The sequence below is a fragment of the Paenibacillus sp. cl141a genome, assembly GCF_900109305.1.
Classification (GTDB): Bacteria; Bacillota; Bacilli; order Paenibacillales; family Paenibacillaceae; genus Paenibacillus_AQ; species Paenibacillus_AQ lautus_A.
Map to the genome: position 1 here is coordinate 971,374 of NZ_FNZO01000002.1, position 19,396 is coordinate 990,769.

Genomic DNA, 19,396 nt, shown 5'->3' on the forward strand with positions numbered 1-19,396 from the left:
TTGCAAGCTGTCGCGGCAGGGGAAGGGAGAATGGTTCTTTTTTTGCCTGCTTTTGTAGAGAGGCGTCATGAAGACGCGCCCGCGGGCGAGCACAGATGAAACAGACCGCAGGTTATGGCGGACAGGCTCACTTTCGGCTCGTACTGCCACTGCATTTCCGACCGGCGGTTCTTGTACTGCTCCTCGATTTGCGCCTTTTTCTCTTCGTCCTGCTCTTTGAGCAAATCCTCGTAGTAGCCGTCGATGACCATGAGTTCATCTTCGAGGCGTTCCTTAGCCTTCGCCGCCCAATCGTAATCCAGCTTGCTCAGCTTGTTGATCAGATGATTCTCCAGGGCAGCTACGGCCTGATCTAGGGTAAGAGCCGCCGGTCTGACGTGAACGCTCTCCGGCAGGCGTGGAGTCAATTCGCGCCCATGCAGAATGGCGGGGAAATCTTCGGTGATCGCGCGGCTGGACAGCGAGATTCCGAGAAAAAATAATTCCTCCCGCTTCAGATCGCAGCTGAACTCCACCTTGAAACAGACGCCCAGCCACTGCTCATAAGGCGTGGAACGGCCCCTGGGACGCGGTTCGGAATCCCGCTGCTGGAACAGATACACGCATTTGCCCTCTTCGCGGGAAGCATTCCAAATCTGGGCGAGCCGGCTGCTGCCGTAACCGATATTCTCCCGCTGAATGCGGCCTGGCCCCAAGATCGGCAGCACCGGGGCGTTCCCGTAATAGCGCGCCAGCAGCGGATCCTGCACAGGTGCGTTGAGCTGAGTTTTGGCTTTGGCTTCTTCGGCCTTGGCGAGCCGTTCGTCGTATTTTTCCGGATCAAACACGAAGTTGAACGACAGCGTTTCGGCGGGAGCCCCGGTACGTTCCACGAACCCCCAGTAATAGGGGCGGTTGGTGAGCATTTTGTCGGCCTGCGGCGACAATTTCACGGTGACATGCTCGGGCGATTTTTCGATGACGGTGCATTCGGTGGCTTCCAAATAGGCCATGAAGTGCTGCTGCACCTCCTGCGGCGTCATGGTCATATTAGGCTTCTTCCTCTCTGAGAGTTTCTTCGGCCGTGCTTTCCAGCTCGATGTCCTGCTTGATATGGTGAATGGAGTCGCCCAATGTGCTGATGCGCTGGCGGATTTCATCATCATTGCCGGACTCCAGCATGATTTTGTACAGGCTCTTCTCGATCGATTCCTTCTTCTCGAAGCGCTCCAGGATAACGTCTAGCCCGCCGATGACCATCTCGAACATGTTGATCTTCTCGTGCAGCAGGTTCAGAATATGCTCCTCGATGGTTCCCGAAGTCGACAGGTTGTAGATCTTCACGTCATTGGTTTGGCCGAGACGATGCACGCGTCCGATCCGCTGCTCGACCCGCATCGGATTCCAGGGCAGGTCAAAGTTGATCATATGGTGGCAGAATTGCAGGTTGATGCCTTCGCCGCCGGCTTCCGTCGCGATCATGACCTGCGCCTTGCCGCGGAAAAGATCCATCATCCAGTCCTTCTTGCCGCGGTTCATGCCCCCCCGGTACGGGACGGAGATCAGCCCGTGATCGCGGAAATAATTGAGCAAGTATTCCTGCGTGGCCCGATATTCCGTGAACACGATGACCTTCTCGTTCATTTGCTGAATGAGCTCGATGGCTTTTTCCGCCTTGGTGTTTGCTTTGATGGCCTTGATGAGATAGACCAGCTCCCAAATTTTATCGCGCAGCGGAGAGTCCTCCGGCAGCTTCTTGGACAGATTAACAAGGGTCACGAAGACGGCATCCCGGCTGCTGCATACTTCCCGCTGCAGGGTGACGAGCGACAGCATACTGCTTAAATTTCCCCCAGCTGCCTGATACTGATCTTTGACGAAGGACGTAACGCCGTCGTATAATGACTGTTCTTCAGGCGAAAGGCTGAGTCCCACGTTGCGGACGGACCGCTTCGTGAACTTCACTTCGCCCTCGCCCCGGCGGTTGCGGATCATGACCTTGGACAGCTCATCCTTGAGCTGGTCCTGGTTCTTCGGTCTTCGTTTGTCCACGACAAAATTAGCGGCAAACTGTCCCTGGCCGCCAAGCTGGCCCGGTTTCAGCAGCGTGATGAGATTGAAGAGCTCGCTGAGATCGTTCTGCACCGGCGTGGCGGTGAGCAGGAGACAGTATTTTTTGCGCAGCTTTTGGATGAATTGATAATTGGATGTTTTCTTGTTCTTGAGCTTGTGCGCTTCATCGATGATGAGCATGTCGTATTCCTGGTTCAGCAGAAGCTCCTGATGCGGATCGCGCTTGGCCGTATCCATGGAGGCGACAACGATGTCATTGCCCCAGGAGTACGCTTTTTTCTGCGCGACCGCGGGAATGCCGAACTTGGAGTTCAGCTCGCGAACCCATTGCAGCACCAGGGAAGCAGGTACGAGAATCAGCACTTTGGATACCAGTCCGCGCACGATGTATTCTTTTAAAATAAGACCGGCTTCAATCGTCTTGCCAAGTCCCACCTCATCCGCCAGAATGGCTCTGCCCGACATCTCGAACAAAACGCGTCTTGCGGTATCGGTCTGATGGGGGAGCGGGGATAAACCGCCAAGGTGCTTGAGGCACTGCAGTTCTTCAAAGCTTGTAACGAGGCGCGATTTCTCGCCCTCAACGGCAAGCTGGGCCAGACGATAGTCACCCCAAGGGCCTCCTTTGTCCAGTCGGCCAGAGAGATCGTCAAACCAAGAACGGTCGATCTGCAATGGAACGGGAAGGCGCGGGTCGATAATCTTGCCTGAGTCGGCAGATGGCTGTTGGTTCATGTCGATCTCCTCCTGTGATGAAAGATTCCGGGCCAGCGGTGTATATGTAGTATGGACGAAAAAAGAAGTCTTCATAACCTTGCACGGATTCGGGAGCCGCGGAATACCCTATAGAGCGCACAGCTGCTGGAATTGGGGATTTTCATTCCTTTTTTTCATAGGGATCAGCGAAAAAGAGAGCGAGAGGAAGAAAGCGGAAGCTTGCGCGCGGGAGCTTGGAACTGTCGGCTTAATTTTCACATTATCGGCATAGTTAACCTATATATAGTGTAGTATAATGAATAAATAGCACTATATGTGGTGTATATAGTGGTTTTGGATGTTTGACCGGCTACATAACAGGTTATGTTGTTGGTGAGCACATACTTGGGAATCTTTTAAATTTTATATCTTAATATAGGAGGTAGTTGCACTTGAGTACGATGCAGAATCAGCGGCTGGAAGGTTTAAGCGAGAAGATCTTTTTGGACCGGTATGCCTGGAAGGATGCGGACACCAACAACGCCAAGGTCGGCGATGTGGTGCTCGTGCTGACGAAGGATGATCCTAAATTTCCGACCAAGGAAGTTGGCGAAATCGTGAAACGCGAAGGCCGCAAGGTCACCGTGAAGACACGGAAGGGCGAGCTTGTGGAGTCGGATGTGGAGAAGTTGACGTTAACCATCGAGAAAACGCCGGAAGAAATGTGGGATCGACTCGCGGCCGCCATGTCATCGGTTGAGGCAACGCCGGAACTGCAGGAAGAGTGGCGCGGGAAATTCCGCGAGATTCTGGATGATTGGAAGCTGGTGCCGGGCGGACGGATTGCGGCCGGAGCGGGTGCAAGCGATGAATTGACGCTGTTCAACTGCTACGTCATTCCTTCCCCGAAGGACAGTCGGGGCGGCATCATGGAAACCCTGAGCGAGATGACCGAGATTATGGCGCGCGGCGGCGGTGTCGGCATCAACTTGTCTTCCCTTCGTCCTCGGCGCGCGATCGTGAGAGGCGTGAACGGATCCTCCAGCGGTGCCGTATCGTGGGGTGGATTGTTCAGTTATACGACAGGCCTGATCGAGCAGGGCGGAAGCCGCCGCGGTGCGCTCATGCTGATGATGAACGATTGGCACCCGGACGTGGAGGATTTCATTACGGTGAAGCAGACGATGGGACAAGTCACGAACGCGAACCTGTCGGTATGCGTCAGCAACGATTTCATGAAAGCCGTGAAGGAAGATCTGGACTGGGAGCTCGTGTTCCCGGATACCACCGATCCCGATTACGATGAGCTGTGGGACGGCGATTTGGATAAATGGAAGAAAGCCGGACGCAGCATCATTCCATATAAAACGGTTAAAGCACGCGAGGTATGGCACACCATTATCGAATCCGCATGGAAATCGGCAGAGCCGGGCGTGGTCTTCATGGAATACTACAACCAGATGTCCAACAGCTGGTATTTCAACCCGATCATCTGTACCAACCCTTGCGGCGAGCAGGGACTTCCGGGCTGGGGCGTATGCAACCTGTCCGCGATGAACCTGTCGAAGTTCTACGATGAAACGAATCATGACGTTGCCTGGGATGAGCTGGCTACAACGACGCGTTACTCCGTGCGTTTCCTGGATAATGTCATTGACCGGACGCCGTACCATTTCGAAGAAAACGAATTGAACCAGAAAAAAGAGCGCCGCGTAGGCCTCGGAACAATGGGTCTGGCCGAGCTGATGATCAAGCTGAACATCCGTTACGGCAGCCCGGAATCGCTGGAGTTCCTGGATAAGCTGTATGGCTTCATCGCCCGTGAAGCGTATCTTGCTTCCGCCGATATTGCCGAGGAGAAGGGCTCGTTCCAGGCATTCGATGCCGAGCTTTATCTGCAAAGCGGCTTCATGAAAAATATGGCCGAGGTGTATCCGGAAGTTGCCGAAGCGGTCCGCAAAAAAGGCGCACGCAACGTTACCGTCATTACCCAAGCGCCAACGGGCAGCACGGGTACGATGGTTGGAACGTCGACGGGCATCGAGCCGTACTTTGCCTTCAAATACTTCCGTCAAAGCCGTCTCGGCTTCGACGAGCAGTTCGTGCCGATTGCTCAGGATTGGCTGGACAGCCATCCGGGCGAAGAGCTTCCGGACTATTACGTCACCGCGATGAGTCTCTCCGCCGAGGATCACATCCGCGTGCAGGCGGCGATTCAGCGCTGGGTGGACAGCTCCATCTCGAAGACGGCGAACTGTCCGTCCGACTTCACGGTTGAAGATACGAAGCGCCTGTATGAGCTGGCATTCGATCTGGGATGCAAAGGCGTAACGATCTACCGCGACGGCAGCCGCGACGTACAGGTGCTGCAGACGGAGAAAAAAGAAGACAAAGCCTCCGAAGCGACGACAGCTTCTACTGCGGAAACAGCGCTGGAGCAAAGCGCGGCAGGCCAAGCCGCAGAGGAAGCGGCGAGCGTGGAGCCAGCGGCTGCTAGCGTGGCCGTGACAGCCTCGCCGAGCAAGAGCGGGCTGGATAAACAATACAAGAAGCGTCCGCAAGTGCTGCGCGGCGCAACCTATAAAATGAACACGCCGTTTGGCATGGCGTACATCACGATCAATGATCTGGACGGCATTCCAAGCGAAATCTTCCTGAACGTCGGCAAAGCCGGATCGGATGTGTTCGCGATGGCGGAAGCTTTGGGCCGCGTATGTTCCCTGTTCCTCCGTTACGGAGACCACGGCAACAAGGTGGAGCTGCTGATCAAGCACCTCAAGGGCATCGGCGGCACCGGCGCGATCGGCTTCGGCGCGAACCGCGTCGAGTCCATCGCCGACGCCGTGGCGAAGGCGCTCGAGACGCACGTGGCCAACAACGCCGAGGCGGATCATGACCATGATCCGGCACCGGTCGCAGCCACGATGGCGCCTGCCGATGCAGGCGAAGCCGGGTCAACGGCAGCTGCGGGCCACGGCGGACAGGGCGCGCACGCAGGCGGCAGCATGTCGCTGGATTTGTGCCCGTCCTGCGGCGGGGCGTCCTTGATTAACATCGAGGGATGCAAGACGTGCGGGAACTGCGGGTATAGTAAGTGCTCTTAAGGACGTCGTAGGGAGGAGCTCCCTCCTAAATTAAATTTGATTTTCCCGCGCAATCTAACGAATATGATAGTTCAATAAAACAGCGGCAGTCAGGACTTTATTTTCTCGTCCATGGCTGCCGCTGTTTCGGTTATTAGAGTATGGAATAAAACGCTTGCACCATTCGTAACGTATATATTAAACATATTGAATGAAATGTGGTGATTCAATTGAGCTCTACGGAAAGAATGCCATTGTATCAAAGGGTTCAAGAGTATATACGCGACTTGATATCGTCGCAGGTACTGAAGGTTGGAGACCGTATACCTACGGAAAAGGAACTCATGGAGCGTTTTGGAGTAAGCAAGATTACGGTCGTTAATGCCCTGGCCGGCTTGGTTAACGAAAAAATCATAACCAGGGTGCCCGGAAAGGGGACTTTTGTAAGCGAGCCCGAATCTCAAATGCCGGCCACTCCTCCTATAAGTACCGCAAAACCTGTCCATAAAACTAGCGGAGAAATGGGGACACGGTTGATCGGGCTCATTATGCCCAGCATTTATGATTATTTTACGATTCGGCTTATACAAGGCATTCAGCAAGCGCTGAATGAGAACGATTACCGCTGCGTTATCTATTTATCAGAGGGCGATATTGATAAGGAAAAAGAGGCGATCCAGACATGCAGTAACATCGGAGTGGAAGGGTTATTGATTTTCCCGGTGGACGAGGAATTATTCAACGAGGAAATATTAAGCATGAAATTTGCGGGGTTTCCGTTTGTTCTCATCGACCGTTACCTTCCCGGGGTGGAAACTCACTATATCGCATCGGACGGCAGGCTTGGCGTTAACATGGCGGTCAATTACCTGTGGGAACTGGGGCATCGTGAGATCGCCATCTGCTCCGATTCGCCCATACAAACCGTAACCGTTCAAGAACGGATCGATGGATATATGAATGCCTTCAAGGAAAAGGGAGCACTCATTAACCCTGCCCATATCGTAACCGGTTTTGAAATCGGAAGCCTTGAGCAAGCTGAAACGCATCCATTGTACCGCTATATCAAAAATCGAATGGCAACGGCTTATATTACGCTTAATGGAATTCTTGGGGTAAAAATCTATCAGATTGCGCGTCAAGCCGGATTGAAGGTGCCTGAGGACATATCCATCATCAGTTTTGACGATCCGACTTCCATCATCGAAGGATACGGCACGTTCACGCATGTTAAACAGTTTGAACGAGACATGGGCTACCGTGCGGCTTACACGCTGCTAGAGGTCATTAACAGTGAGGACGGGCAAGACGGAAAATACGTTAAAACCCTAGTGGAGCCGGAATTGGTCATTGGCGAGACGACGGGAAAAAACGTTGCATCCACTTTCTGATACCAACACACGCTTCTTCCTATATAGGCAACCTAATAACGAGTCCGATGCGCTTCCTATTCGAGCCTGACAATGGAAGCGATGGCTGCGCGGACTCTTTTACTAGGTCAGCCATAACTTCCTCTCATGAAATCCTCCCCCTAATAGTTTCCCAAAATCAAATCAATAAAGAAATCCAACAGAAGCTCTTCCATCCATTCGCAGGTCGTTACATCTCAATATCATACTTTTTATCAGATCATTTCTTAAGGATATATTGAATATAATGTATCCTTGCTAAGGATTAAAAACATCTGAAAAGAAGGTTGGGGTAGGGGCTTTTGCCCCGTTTATCTACAACCTAAGGTTACTTTTTAACCAAATGAGGAAATTGTGGAATGATTCCTACACCATATTGAATATATTTAAACTATAAAATTGAAACCGCTTGCAACGAAGGAGGGGGAGACAGTCGCTATTTACCGTAAGACGAAGATGTAGGAGGTGTTCGGAGAATGGTACGAAAGGGTGCTCTTATCCCTGGATTGGAGCAATTAAAAAAGAATAAGAAACTAACTAGAATATGGTATTTCAGGCACATATACTTATTTTTGCTTCCTGCGATCATCTGGTTCCTGGTGTTTGCTTACTATCCGATGTACGGCATTATCATCGCATTCAAAGATTACAAATTCAATTTGGGGATATTGGGGAGTCCGTGGGCGGGGTTTAAATATTTCGAACAGTTTTTAAACGATTCCAGTTTTTACGATGTGCTCCGAAATACGTTATCCATTAGCGCCCTTAAACTTATTTTCGGATTTCCAGCTCCCTTGATCCTAGCTTTAATGCTCAATGCCGTCATGCACAAAAAAATCAAACGAGTGTTTCAAACGATTTCCTATCTGCCGCACTTCGTTTCATGGGTCGTTGTCGTTACCTTGCTTCAAAAAATCCTGTCTCCGAACGTAGGGCTTATCAATGACATTCGGTACCAAATGGGTTTGGATCCCATCTTTTTTATGGGAAAGCCGGAATTATTCTATCCATTGGTCCTCATATCCGACATCTGGAAAGGCGTAGGCTGGGGTTCGATCATTTATTTGGCCGCGTTAACGAATATCGATCCGCACTTGTATGAAGCTGCGGAAATCGACGGGGCTGGAAGGTGGAGCAAACTATTCAAGATCACGCTTCCATGTCTTACGCCAACGATCGCCATATTGCTTATATTCTCACTCAGCGGAATCCTGAACGCGGGTTTTGACCAAATCTGGCTGATGCAGTCCCCGGCAACCTTAAGCGTCTCGGAGATCTTGGACACTTATGTCTTAAAAACAGGCCTCCAACAGGGGCAATTAGCATATTCCACGGCCATCGGTTTATTCAAATCAGCGATCTCGCTGCTGCTCATTGTCGCTGTCAATAATATATCCAGACGCGTGAGTAACGTATCGTTATGGTAATCATCTAGCACTGAAGAGGAGGAGGTGTGCGTTATGGGGGCAAGTAGGCTGTCGCCGGCAGATAAAATGTATATGACGCTGAACTATGCGGTGCTGCTTTTATTCTGCGCTACGGCGTTATATCCATTTATCTATTTTTTAGCCCTTTCTTTCAATGACGGTTACGATGCGATGAAGGGGGGAATCTATTTTTTCCCTAGAGTGTTTACATTAGAAAACTATGCAAAAGCTTTTAGCAACACTTTGATCCTAAATTCCTTCTATATTTCCATTACCCGAACCCTTGTGGTCACGGTCGCCTCCGTATTTTTGACGGCCTTATTGGCCTACGCCCTTTCGCGGAAAGGTTTGCCGGGAAGAAAATACATCGTATTCTTCTTTTTCTTTACCACGTTGTTCAGCGGCGGACTGATTCCGACGTTCATCCTGTTCCGGCAAATCCACATCCTGGACACGTTTTGGGTGTTGGTGCTGCCGTCCCTATATAACTTTTTCAATGCGATTATCATGAAAACCTTCTTCGACGGGATTCCTGAAGGTCTGTCGGAATCGGCCCGAATCGACGGCGCGAGCGAGTTGTCGGTATTTGCAAGAATCATTCTGCCTCTATCGATGCCGGTGCTTGCTACCATTGCTTTGTTTGTCGGGGTGGGCGTGTGGAATGACTGGTTTACCGGTCAGTTTTTCATACAAAATGAAAAGCTGCAGCCTGCCGCTACGTTTCTTAACAAGATGATCAGCGAAGCGTCTTTCCAGTCGATGACGTCGTCGTCGGGAAATAGCGGATCCGCCATTCAAAACATGACCGAGACGCAGATGGAACTGCGAGGCGTAACGCCGGAAGCCTTGAGGATGACGTTCGTCATCATTATAACGACCCCGATCATTTGTGTGTATCCGTTTCTTCAGAAATATTTTGTGAAAGGCGTACTGGTAGGTTCTCTTAAGGAGTAGTCGGTATAAAAGGCTATGCCTTTTATATAAAAAACTTCCAATGGAAGGGGATTGTAGGATGAGGAAGAACAAGCGCAGGAGTGTTCTTGGTATAACACTAATCGCTTTACTGCTTCTAGCAACCATGACGGCATGTACGGGAAAAGGCGGAGGGGAGGATGCAGGTACGGTTGACACGGGTCCGAAGGAGCAAGGTACTGAAGAAATAAAACCCGTGACCTTATCTTTCCTCAGCGCTTGGAACGGTGGCGGAGCCGGTTTCCCGCAGGACCAGGAGAATAATCCCGTAGCCGGGCAGATCAGGGAAAAAACCGGGGTCACGTTGAAACTGGAATCCATCACGACAAGCGAAGTAGAAAAGCTAAACACCATTTTTGCTTCCGGTACGGTTCCGGATATCGTTAACGCACCTTTCTGGTCTACGACAGGAGGAGAAGGACAAGTCATCAAGAAGGCGGCCATGGAAGGACAGCTTCTGGATTTAACCCCTTATCTCGATAAATATCCGAATATCAAAAGACTTGTGACTACCGGGATCGCGAAGGATTTTGCCGAGTTCGATCTCAATAGTCCCGAATTTGAAGGCAAGACGTATCTCATTCCTACGGAAACCCCGGACGGTACCCCTGAGAGCATTCATAATTGGAATTACGGCCTTTTTGCCAGGGGCGATATCCTGAAAGCTTTAAATGTCAAAGCGGAGGATATTGATACGCAAGAAGAACTAGTTGATCTATTGATCAAGATCCGAGACGGCGGTTTCAAGGATATTGGCGGGAAGCCGGTCATTCCTGCCGGAACCATGTGGAATGGATGGGATTACGGCCAATTCCTTGCCGGGTGGACGGATTACACGATTTCGGACTACCGTGAAGTGGATGGAAAACTGATTCACTGGACGCAGTCCAAGGATCATGAAGCTAGATTGTTATACATGAGAAAGTTATTAACGGAAGGTTTGTTTGATCTTGAAGCCTTCAACAATACGAGTACAACAGCGAATGAAAAGCTGACGACGGGCAAGCTTGCCGTATTCGGAGCCCAGCCTATGTTAGCGGATTTACAAAAAACGCTGTATAAAACGAATCCGGAAATGCAATATGAATTACTCGGACCGATGAAGAATAAGAGCGGAGAGATTCGAACGCAAGTGGAAAAACCCGGCCGTTCCGGATTCCCTGCCCTTTTCTTAAGCGCTAACATCAAAGATCCCGATGCGGCATTGCGGTACATTGATTATGTCAACAGCGAAGAAGGCCGATTGCTTGCGTATTTCGGAATCGAAGGAACGCACTACACCATGGAAAACGGGGTACCCCAATGGATCTCTGATGTGAAAAAACAATTCGATGAAAATCCGGATCTGAAAAGAGACGCAGGGCTCAATTATCTTCCAGGAAGGTTCATCGGAGCATTCTCCTCTGAAGTCACTTGGCCTACGCCCGAAGATCAAAAAACGGAGTGGCAGAAGCTGGAGGAAAGTTTCTCGGCAAAAATGCCTATCAAAATCATAGACAAAGTAAGCGCCAGCTACCTTGCAAGAGAGTGGCCGAAATATCAGGAATATATCGATAAAACCAGCAGTTTGAATTTCGATGAGGAATTTAAGAAAGCGTTTTTTGCAGGGTCAGATGAAGAAGCTCTCAATATGCTTCATAGTGTTCAAGAAAAATTCAGAGCGGCCGGCGTGGAAGAAATGGCGGAGTTCGTGGCTCAAAAAGCTGCAGAGCGAGATGATGTCGGGTTTTAAGTGAAGAGGCTTGCGGGATGGTGTCACTGCCATCCCGAATCACTTTTTACATGTAAGGAAGGGGACGACAACATATGTTAAACCCGATCGTTTCAGCAGGCGCATTCACTGAACTCGATCAGTTTATGTTCGAATCGTGGGGTTATTTTGTCATTCCGAATGTGCTGTCGAAAGAGGAGGTCAAAGAATGCCTGCAGGCATCCATTCGACTTCATGAAGCGGCAGGTACGGTCGGTTGGGGTCAAGTCGGCAGAGGGTATGAGTCTGAACACGCTCTTGAAAATTTAATGGATCATCCATCGGTTTTACCGAAGATAAGGGGGTTGCTTGGCGATCGATTCATTATGCAGTCCGGGTGGAATACGATGCAGCCGGCAAGGGGTAGGATGGGGGGCTGGCATCAAGACGGATCCAGCGCCTTCGATTTTAAGAAACTGGGGTATCCCATCCCTCTTATACAGCTCCGAGCTTCATTTTTACTGACCGATCAAGAAGAACCTGGGATGGGGAATATGGAGCTCATTCCAGGCAGCCACCGCAGTCTCGTTCCACTACCGGATTCGATTCGGACTGCAAATTCGGGTACGCCGATCAGCCATGTGATATGTGCATCCGCAGGGTCAGTCCTGGTGTTTCACAACGCCGTATGGCATCGGGCGTACGAACATAATTGGGATTACGACCGCTATACCATGCATTACATCTATAGCCCTCCGTGGGTAAAGCCCTCGGACCGTTTTCATAACGATAGCAACTTTATGCAAAGAACTACGCCTGTGCGAAGAGCTTTAATGGGGGACTTTTCAAGGCCTGATGCGCCATTTGGAGCAAGTTATACCCCACCCCCCTTTGAAGAAAACTAAAATTTTGTGAAAAAATACAAACGATGACGGAGGGGAAACGCATGTTGAACGTTGCGATGTTAAGCAAGTGGCATGTGCATGCAGATGATTATGCAAGAAGGTTGCAATCTCACGGTAACGTTAAACTCACGGCAGTCTGGGACGAACAGCCTGAGCGGGGAAGCGAATGGGCTGCCCAACTGGGAACGGATTTTGAAGCGGATTTGGATACGCTGCTAGAGCGGGAAGACATCGATGGCGTCGTGGTGGATGCCCCTACAAGCATGCACGCTGACGTCATGGTAGCTGCCGCTGAGGCCGGCAAACACATCTTTACCGAGAAAGCCATGGCTCTTACCGTAGAAGAATGTAATCGGATTTCTGCAGCGGTACGCAAAGCAGGCGTCAAGTTCTGCATTTCATTTCCGGCTCGCACAAGGCCTCACCAATTGTTCGCGAAGCAGCTGATCGATGACCATGTACTAGGGGACGTGACGCTTTTGCGCATTCGGAACGGCCACGACGGCGCATTGAACAATTGGCTCCCGGAATACTGGTACGATGAGAAGCAAACCGGCGGCGGAGCGATGATGGATTTGGGATGTCATCCGATGTACTTAGCCAGTTGGATGTTGGGTCAGCCCAAACGAATCACCTCCATGTTTCATTATTTCACCCATCGTGCAGTGGAAGATAATGCGCAGTGCTCCATTGAGTTCGTCAACAATACGGTCGCACTGGTCGAAACCAGCCTTGTGACGTACAGAACCCCTTCTGCACTTGAAATTTACGGTACGGAGGGCACCTTGATGATCTCAGATGATACCGTTAGAGTCATCTCGAAGAAGCTCGAGTTACCTTTTTACGGATGGATCTCACCCACTCAACTCCCTAAAGAGCAGCCGCTTCCGATCATCCAATGGGCGGATGCCTTAATTCATGACAAGCCGATGCCCTTCGGTTTGGAAGAGGGAACGAAATTGACGGAGCTATTGGAAGCGGCATACATCGCTCATAAGGAAAACCGAACGGTAGAGTTCAAATAACGCGAGGGAGGGAATGCCATGAGAACCGTAAAAGTAGGGGTCATCGGTTGCGGAATGATTGCGAACGGCAAACATATGCCGTGTTTATCCAAGTTAGACAACGTGCAGATGGTGGCCTTTTGCGACTTGAAGCCGGAAAGAGCCGAGGAAGCCGCGAAAAAATACGGCACGCCTGACGCAAAGGTGTTTACGAATTACAACGATCTGCTTGCCATGGAAGAGATTGAGGTCGTGCATGTGCTAACTCCGAACAGCTCGCATGCAACGATTTCCATTGATGCGCTCGAAAGCGGCAAACATGTCATGTGCGAAAAACCAATGGCCGTCACAGGTGCGGAGGCCAAGGCCATGTACGAAGCCCACTTGCGAACAGGCAAGAAGCTCACCGTAGGGTACCAGAATCGTTCCAACGCCAAAAGCCAGCTGTTAAAAAAGATGATTGCCGATGGGGAGCTTGGAGATATTTATTTTGCAAAAGCGGTCGCTACCCGAAGAAGAGGCGTTCCGACATGGGGCGTGTTTCTGGATAAAGAGAAACAGGGCGGCGGTCCCATGATCGATATTGGAACCCACTCCCTGGATCTGATCCTATGGTTGATGGATAACTATGAACCGGAGAGCGTCGTCGGCAGTGTCTTCCATAAACTGAAATATACCGAAAATGCCGCGAACGAATGGGGGGCCTGGGATCCTAACGAATTCGAGGTAGAGGATTCGGCGTTCGGGTATGTGAAATTTAAAAACGGAGCGACGGTCATCATAGAAACCAGCTGGGCCCTTAACATTGCGGAAGGTGGCGGCAACCTGCTGTGCGGAACAAAGGGAGGAGCGGATTTTGCTAAAAATGAACTGCGGATCAATGGCGAGAGGGACGGGAGCTTGTTCCTGAATAAAATCGAGGTGAATCCGAATGCACGAGAACAATTCAGGGGAGAAGAGTTGACCGATTTCGAATATGAAGCCAAACAATGGATTCACAGTATCGTAAACGATACCGAACCTTTGGTTAAACCGAGGGAGGCTATGATTGTTTCACAAATATTAGAGGCCGTGTATATATCCGCAGAAACAGGAAAAACCGTTTATTTTGATAAGGAATAAGGACCAGGAGATTTCCGCGAAGGCGGGGATCTCCTTTTTTACGTGCATCCAGCATAACGGGCGTTCACTTACGGCTCCAACAATCCCCTAATTACAGTCTACTGGCTACTCGAATTTTGAAGGAGGCACGTTGTAATATTTCTTGAACGCTTTCGAAAATGTGAACGGATCAGGATAACCGAGGAAGCCTGCGATTTGCTGGATCGTATATTTTTTTTCGTATAGATAATCTCTTGCTCGATTCATTTTGATTTGGGTAATGTATTGTCCCGGCGTGATGCCCACGCTTTTCTTGAAATAGGAGATAAAATACTTCTCGGAGACGCCGGCAATCGCGGCGAGCTCGTTCATCCGAATGGTACGCTGCAAGTTCGCATCCACGTATTGGAATACGTCCTGCAGGACATCCAGGCTTCCTTCTGTTTTTCTAGGCTTCCTGCCATTCAGGAACTTACCGGCGTAGGCACCTTGCCCGTGAAGCTCGAGAATTTTAGCCATCACGACGAGAAGAGAAGCCTTTAAGTAGAGCTGGTTTCCCGGCGGCCCGCTGCCTTGCTTCAACCGATGATAGGCTTTGGTGAAGAGCGTCGCCTCCTCCCGGATCAGGTCGCCTGCCACAATACCCGGGAGTTGAAACTCGCCCAAAATTCGCTGCTGTTCTCCGATGCCGAAATCGAAATGTATGTATAAGAATCGGCAAACATCCCCGGTCGTCGAAGCGATATAGGGCATATCGGGGTAAAAAAACACCACGTCTCCCGGGACAGCCGTATGTTCCAACCCGTCGATGGTGATCTTCACCGAGCCTGATTGAATGAACCAGAGATCGTAATCGGGATGCGACTTGTGTTCGATCCAGCCCTTATCATGAGCTTGTTCTAAATAGGAGCTCATCCGGAGACTTATATACTCCGAGAGTTCGTTGATTATACTCATGTTCATTTTCTTGGCGCACATTGAATATCCCTCATTTCCTTTACCACATGACATCCACCATTTTAAGCAAGTATACTAAAGAATTTATGAGATGTGAATTAACATACTATATGACATGTTTTGAAAACTATCGTACATTCCGCTTTCCGGCCACTCTCCTATAATGGACTTATATCCTATGAGGAGGGTTAATCATGAATGGTTCCAACATGCAGCAGCCGAAGGTGGTCGTCATCGGAGCAGGCAGCCTGTTTTTCGGTCGTCAGTCCATATGGCAGATGGTCCACTCCCCGTACCTGAATCGGGGAACGCTTGCTTTGGTCGATACGGATGAGGAAAGGCTGTCGAAAATGGTGCGACTTGCCCAGATGGTGGCCCGGGAGAACAACGTCTCCTTGAAGGTGGAGGGCTCGACGGACCGAAGACAGGTGCTTCCCGGGGCCGACTTCGTTGTACTTAGCTTCGCCGAACAATCGGTGAAATATCGGGGCATCGATTGCCAAGTGTCTTTGAAATACGGCATCCGCATGTGCTCCGGGGATACGATCGGACCTGGCGGGATATTCCGAGCGATGCGGGAACTGCCGGTCATCATGGAATGCACTAAAGACATCGAGGAGTTGTGCCCTGACGCTTGGGTGATCAACTATATTAACCCATCTACCGTCCATGGTATCGCATTGCACCGATATGCGCCGAAGCTAAAATCGTTCGCGCTGTGCGACAGCCATCATATGCCGCATAAGAAGGCCTATTATGCCGTGCGGGCCGGCATTATCGGAGACAGAAGCGAGTTCACCGAGGAGATTGACCGGAAGTTCGACTTCCGCGTCGCCGGCGTCAATCATTTCACTTGGCTGCTGAAAGCGGAGTTCGAAGGAAAGAATGTCATGCCTGCGATTGCGGAAGCCATGCGCAAGGCGGCCGGCGAAGAGAACAACGGGGGCGACCACGGCGCAAAAGCGCTTCATAACGACGCCATCACGTATGAACTGTACGATATTTTCGGGTGCATTCCTACCTGCACGGCCCATACCAAGGAGTATGTCCGGTACTGGCAAGCTCTCGGCAAGACGCAGGACTCCATTCCGCCGTTATCGATTTGGGAGACGGAGGACCGATATCAGCGACACGACGAGATGTGGCGCCAGGTGGACGACTTCCTCTCGGGGAACATTCCGATTGCCGATTACATGAGCACCTTCGGCCCCGATCATGCGACGGACATTATCGAAAATATGGTTGGAAATCTGGGGAAGCGGTTCTTCATTAATACACTCAACCGCGGGGCGGTAACGAACATGAGCGACGACTCATTCCTGGAGCTCCTGTGCGACGTAAGCATGGAAGGGGCAAAGCCGGTTCACGTAGGCGAGATGCCGCGGGGAATCCGAGGCATGCAGGAGCTTGTGCTGGATACGCATGAGCTAACGGCCGAGGCGGTCGTCGAACAGAGCTACGAGAAGCTGAGGAGAGCGATGCTGACGGATCCGCTCGTGAATTCCATCAGCGACGCGGACCAAATCATCAAAGAACTGCTGGTACTGGAGCGTGAGATGATCCCGGACACTTGGTACGAAGATTGACCTGAACTTAAAGTTTATGCGGAGTACATCAAGACCCCGGTTATAAGGCAGCCATTCGTTCTAAGTGAAGCATTTGCTTCTCAGGTTACCGCTGAAACTAAGAAAAGCAGAGCATAAGACCACAAGATACCCTAATCAGGGATCATGTGGTCTTTGGTTTAATACGGCCGAATTGCGTGGAGCTGGCATGCTTCAAGTGGCAGTTGTATTTACTTGGTAGTGTTAAGTATTGAAGCGAATGGCAATTCCAACGCTCAGATGGGTATTGAAGCGTATTGCTGGATATCGAAACAGGAAAAAACCGGTCGTTAGTGATCTTAAGAACTTGTAAATGTTTAACATTACTAATAGTATATGATCAAGAGGTGATTTTTTGTTGAGAAAGATCTGTATCATTTTCGTGTTCATTTTAAGCACCCTGACTCTCGGGTGTTCGCAACAGGAATCAAAACCATTAGTTGTACCAAGCGAATATCAACATGCTAAGGATATACTCGATCTTTTAAACAATGAGGGGCTCAAAATTCAAGAAATTCATAATTCTAAGTACACTGCATTCTTCAATACAAATCCTAATTACTCGATGTATATTAAATCTGATATGGGCATATTCGAACTTGTACATCTTGAACGTAAGAACGGCAAGGAAATAGATATTGCAGCAGAGGAAGCAACTGATAGTGGGGAATATAAATATGTCGTTTCAGAGAATGGCGTAGAACAACTATTAATCCTAGGCTCAGAGAATTATTTTAATAAATCGGACGAATACATTACTATATCGAGAGATAAAGATTTAAATGATAAAATTAAAAAAGCACTAGAAGTTCAATAGACCTAATATGAACAACAGAAACGGACTAGTCACGCTAGTCCGTTTCATTTTACTCCAAAATTCCACAATCATACTTTGCAGTGTATGCTACCTTAATCAAGTATTAAGGATTATTAGACTATTTAGTCACTAAGAGGGGAAGACTGGCGAATGAAAAAGTCGCTACTTCAATGGGTTATCATGCTATCGGCAGTATACTGTGTAGGACATATCTTATTTGATTTTAAAGAAACGCGATGGATGAGAATTCTTACCGGGGCAGTTGAAATATCATTCTTTGGAAGCATACTACTCTATATTTATTTGAAACAGCGAGAAGGTAAGACGGCTCATTCAACAAAACCCAAAAAATAACCCTGGCTGTTTAACTGCAGTCAGGGTAGACTTTGGTTGGCAATCGGCGTTCGAGAGGGATTATTGCTGATCAAATTAATTGAAGCCGAGGGAAATGAAAGGAATTAAGTATGAAGAGATATATTGAGTTTTCTTTTTATCTACCGTTTTTTGATTTGATAGATGATATGGACGAGGTATTCAATTTAGAAGAAATAATGAGACAACTAGATATTAGTTTTAATAAGATGGAATTGTATAACCAGTATTCATCTGATGGTGAAGGACCATATAGGGCAGGAAAGGGAGACATTTTTGTCTTTTTTAAGAAAAATGATAAGGATAGTTTTCTATTAATAGATTTGTTTAACGATTTTACCGATCAGCATAACATGGTGAAATTAGGAGTGCGTTGTGAAATTAAATATGATAAGCAGATAAGGAATATACTATATAATATTCATTCTGGGGCAGAGATTAAAAGTAAAATAAAAGAGAGTCATGATGATTTACTGAAGTTGGAGATCAGCAGCGAAGATTATCCTAAAGAAATCCGTTATGGGGATCAAAAATACATAAAAAACATTTATTGTGACGCTTTCTAAACATCATGTTAGCAATTCAAGAAGGCAGGAGATACATCTATAACATAATATTCGCGTTGCGGGGGCTTACCCCCCTCGATCGTCCGATGTATAATCATGGAAGATAACTCGGATGACATCGAGCCGACCTAAGATAGGAGCTATCTAAGGCCGGCTCTCGTCGTAAATAAAGGAACGTTATCAGAAATTAGTGCAACTTATTAAACCAACAAATCATTAATGTTTTTCATGGGAGGTTATTAATATTGCAAAGTCCAATTGCAAGCAGGGTAGATACAATCTTTATTCATGTAAGAGACTTAGAGAAGTCTGTAGACTGGTACAGCAAACTCCTTGGAATCGAAGTGAAAGATATAATCCAAGGACCAATTTATACTTTCGATATGGGACCTGGACGCCCTGGGCTAACACTTGATAATCATTGTTTTGATGAGATGTACGAACTGAAGACGTCGAATCAACCATTATTTAATTTGAGTGCAGATGACATCAATGCAGCGTATCGGTTTGTAAAAGAATTGGAAGCAGAGATTGTAACTGAAATTCAAACCTACCCTGATTTATCGGATTTCACATTTAAAGATCCTGATGGGAATATATTAATGATTTGTACTTGTTTCAGTTAATGCCGAGATAGATTTATACGAGTATTTTTGGAGAAGGCACTAGCCTCTGATAACAACATATTGACGCATTGGGCTATTAATCTCGGTCCGAGTGGAAAATGGTAAAATATAGGGT

The 19,396-nt window shown here is 48.9% G+C and carries 15 protein-coding genes; 12 read left to right on the forward strand and 3 right to left on the reverse strand.

The features are described from left to right. Positions 1-65: 65 nt before the first annotated feature. A complete protein-coding gene (locus BMX45_RS09605) occupies positions 66-1,028 on the reverse strand; it encodes a YqhG family protein (protein ID WP_090909455.1) in 963 nt (320 codons plus the stop codon). A 1-nt stretch (position 1,029) separates the two neighbouring features. Beyond that, positions 1,030-2,787 carry a DEAD/DEAH box helicase gene (locus BMX45_RS09610; protein WP_090909456.1) on the reverse strand — a complete coding sequence of 586 codons (1,758 nt, stop codon included), beginning with the start codon at positions 2,785-2,787 and terminating at the stop codon, positions 1,030-1,032. Positions 2,788-3,200: 413 nt separating this feature from the next. Here BMX45_RS09610 and BMX45_RS09620 point away from each other — a divergent pair, with 413 nt between their 5' ends. From BMX45_RS09620 to BMX45_RS09655, 8 genes are all read left to right on the forward strand, one after another. Further along, positions 3,201-5,852 (forward strand): adenosylcobalamin-dependent ribonucleoside-diphosphate reductase, encoded by a 2,652-nt coding sequence (locus BMX45_RS09620; RefSeq protein WP_090909458.1) that lies wholly within the window; start codon positions 3,201-3,203, stop codon positions 5,850-5,852. Between the two features lie 227 nt (positions 5,853-6,079). Continuing rightward, positions 6,080-7,222: a GntR family transcriptional regulator gene (locus BMX45_RS09625; protein WP_090909554.1), complete on the forward strand. Its 1,143-nt coding sequence runs from the start codon at positions 6,080-6,082 to the stop codon at positions 7,220-7,222. Between the two features lie 494 nt (positions 7,223-7,716). After that, positions 7,717-8,667 carry an ABC transporter permease gene (locus BMX45_RS09630; RefSeq protein WP_090909459.1) on the forward strand — a complete coding sequence of 317 codons (951 nt, stop codon included), beginning with the start codon at positions 7,717-7,719 and terminating at the stop codon, positions 8,665-8,667. A 33-nt stretch (positions 8,668-8,700) separates the two neighbouring features. Then, positions 8,701-9,621, forward strand: a complete 921-nt coding sequence (locus BMX45_RS09635) for a carbohydrate ABC transporter permease (protein ID WP_009589795.1) — start codon at positions 8,701-8,703, stop codon at positions 9,619-9,621. Between the two features lie 58 nt (positions 9,622-9,679). Further along, on the forward strand, positions 9,680-11,371 hold the full coding sequence (locus BMX45_RS09640) for an extracellular solute-binding protein (RefSeq protein WP_254778004.1): 1,692 nt from the start codon (positions 9,680-9,682) through the stop codon (positions 11,369-11,371). 74 nt (positions 11,372-11,445) lie between these two features. Further along, the gene (locus tag BMX45_RS09645) at positions 11,446-12,234 is read left to right on the forward strand and encodes a phytanoyl-CoA dioxygenase family protein (RefSeq protein ID WP_090909460.1); all 789 of its coding nucleotides are present in this window, start codon (positions 11,446-11,448) and stop codon (positions 12,232-12,234) included. A 41-nt stretch (positions 12,235-12,275) separates the two neighbouring features. Then, the gene (locus BMX45_RS09650; protein WP_090909461.1) at positions 12,276-13,259 is read left to right on the forward strand and encodes a Gfo/Idh/MocA family protein; all 984 of its coding nucleotides are present in this window, start codon (positions 12,276-12,278) and stop codon (positions 13,257-13,259) included. An 18-nt stretch (positions 13,260-13,277) separates the two neighbouring features. Next, positions 13,278-14,360 carry a Gfo/Idh/MocA family protein gene (locus BMX45_RS09655; protein WP_090909462.1) on the forward strand — a complete coding sequence of 361 codons (1,083 nt, stop codon included), beginning with the start codon at positions 13,278-13,280 and terminating at the stop codon, positions 14,358-14,360. A gap of 105 nt (positions 14,361-14,465) precedes the next feature. Here the strand turns inward: BMX45_RS09655 and BMX45_RS09660 are convergent, their stop codons facing one another. Then, positions 14,466-15,317 (reverse strand): AraC family transcriptional regulator, encoded by an 852-nt coding sequence (locus tag BMX45_RS09660; RefSeq protein ID WP_090909463.1) that lies wholly within the window; start codon positions 15,315-15,317, stop codon positions 14,466-14,468. 173 nt (positions 15,318-15,490) lie between these two features. Here BMX45_RS09660 and BMX45_RS09665 point away from each other — a divergent pair, with 173 nt between their 5' ends. From BMX45_RS09665 to BMX45_RS09685, 4 genes are all read left to right on the forward strand, one after another. Then, on the forward strand, positions 15,491-16,882 hold the full coding sequence (locus tag BMX45_RS09665) for a family 4 glycosyl hydrolase (RefSeq protein WP_090909464.1): 1,392 nt from the start codon (positions 15,491-15,493) through the stop codon (positions 16,880-16,882). A gap of 400 nt (positions 16,883-17,282) precedes the next feature. Beyond that, positions 17,283-17,717 carry a hypothetical protein gene (locus BMX45_RS09670; RefSeq protein WP_175495069.1) on the forward strand — a complete coding sequence of 145 codons (435 nt, stop codon included), beginning with the start codon at positions 17,283-17,285 and terminating at the stop codon, positions 17,715-17,717. Between the two features lie 464 nt (positions 17,718-18,181). Beyond that, positions 18,182-18,655, forward strand: coding sequence for a hypothetical protein (locus BMX45_RS09680; RefSeq protein ID WP_090909467.1), 474 nt, complete (start codon positions 18,182-18,184; stop codon positions 18,653-18,655). Positions 18,656-18,900: 245 nt separating this feature from the next. Beyond that, positions 18,901-19,281 carry a VOC family protein gene (locus tag BMX45_RS09685; RefSeq protein WP_090909468.1) on the forward strand — a complete coding sequence of 127 codons (381 nt, stop codon included), beginning with the start codon at positions 18,901-18,903 and terminating at the stop codon, positions 19,279-19,281. Positions 19,282-19,396 lie beyond the last annotated feature (115 nt).

Excerpts from the sequence above, each read along its gene's own strand:
- BMX45_RS09665 (WP_090909464.1), top strand. The coding sequence starts at position 15,491 with ATGAATGGTTCCAACATGCAGCAGCCGAAGGTGGTCGTCATCGGAGCA.
- BMX45_RS09635 (WP_009589795.1), top strand. The coding sequence starts at position 8,701 with ATGGGGGCAAGTAGGCTGTCGCCGGCAGATAAAATGTATATGACGCTG.
- BMX45_RS09655 (WP_090909462.1), top strand. The coding sequence starts at position 13,278 with ATGAGAACCGTAAAAGTAGGGGTCATCGGTTGCGGAATGATTGCGAAC.
- BMX45_RS09630 (WP_090909459.1), top strand. The coding sequence starts at position 7,717 with ATGGTACGAAAGGGTGCTCTTATCCCTGGATTGGAGCAATTAAAAAAG.
- BMX45_RS09680 (WP_090909467.1), top strand. The coding sequence starts at position 18,182 with ATGAAGAGATATATTGAGTTTTCTTTTTATCTACCGTTTTTTGATTTG.
- BMX45_RS09610 (WP_090909456.1), bottom strand. The coding sequence starts at position 2,787 with ATGAACCAACAGCCATCTGCCGACTCAGGCAAGATTATCGACCCGCGC.
- BMX45_RS09650 (WP_090909461.1), top strand. The coding sequence starts at position 12,276 with ATGTTGAACGTTGCGATGTTAAGCAAGTGGCATGTGCATGCAGATGAT.
- BMX45_RS09605 (WP_090909455.1), bottom strand. The coding sequence starts at position 1,028 with ATGACCATGACGCCGCAGGAGGTGCAGCAGCACTTCATGGCCTATTTG.
- BMX45_RS09645 (WP_090909460.1), top strand. The coding sequence starts at position 11,446 with ATGTTAAACCCGATCGTTTCAGCAGGCGCATTCACTGAACTCGATCAG.
- BMX45_RS09625 (WP_090909554.1), top strand. The coding sequence starts at position 6,080 with ATGCCATTGTATCAAAGGGTTCAAGAGTATATACGCGACTTGATATCG.
- BMX45_RS09640 (WP_254778004.1), top strand. The coding sequence starts at position 9,680 with ATGAGGAAGAACAAGCGCAGGAGTGTTCTTGGTATAACACTAATCGCT.
- BMX45_RS09660 (WP_090909463.1), bottom strand. The coding sequence starts at position 15,317 with ATGTGCGCCAAGAAAATGAACATGAGTATAATCAACGAACTCTCGGAG.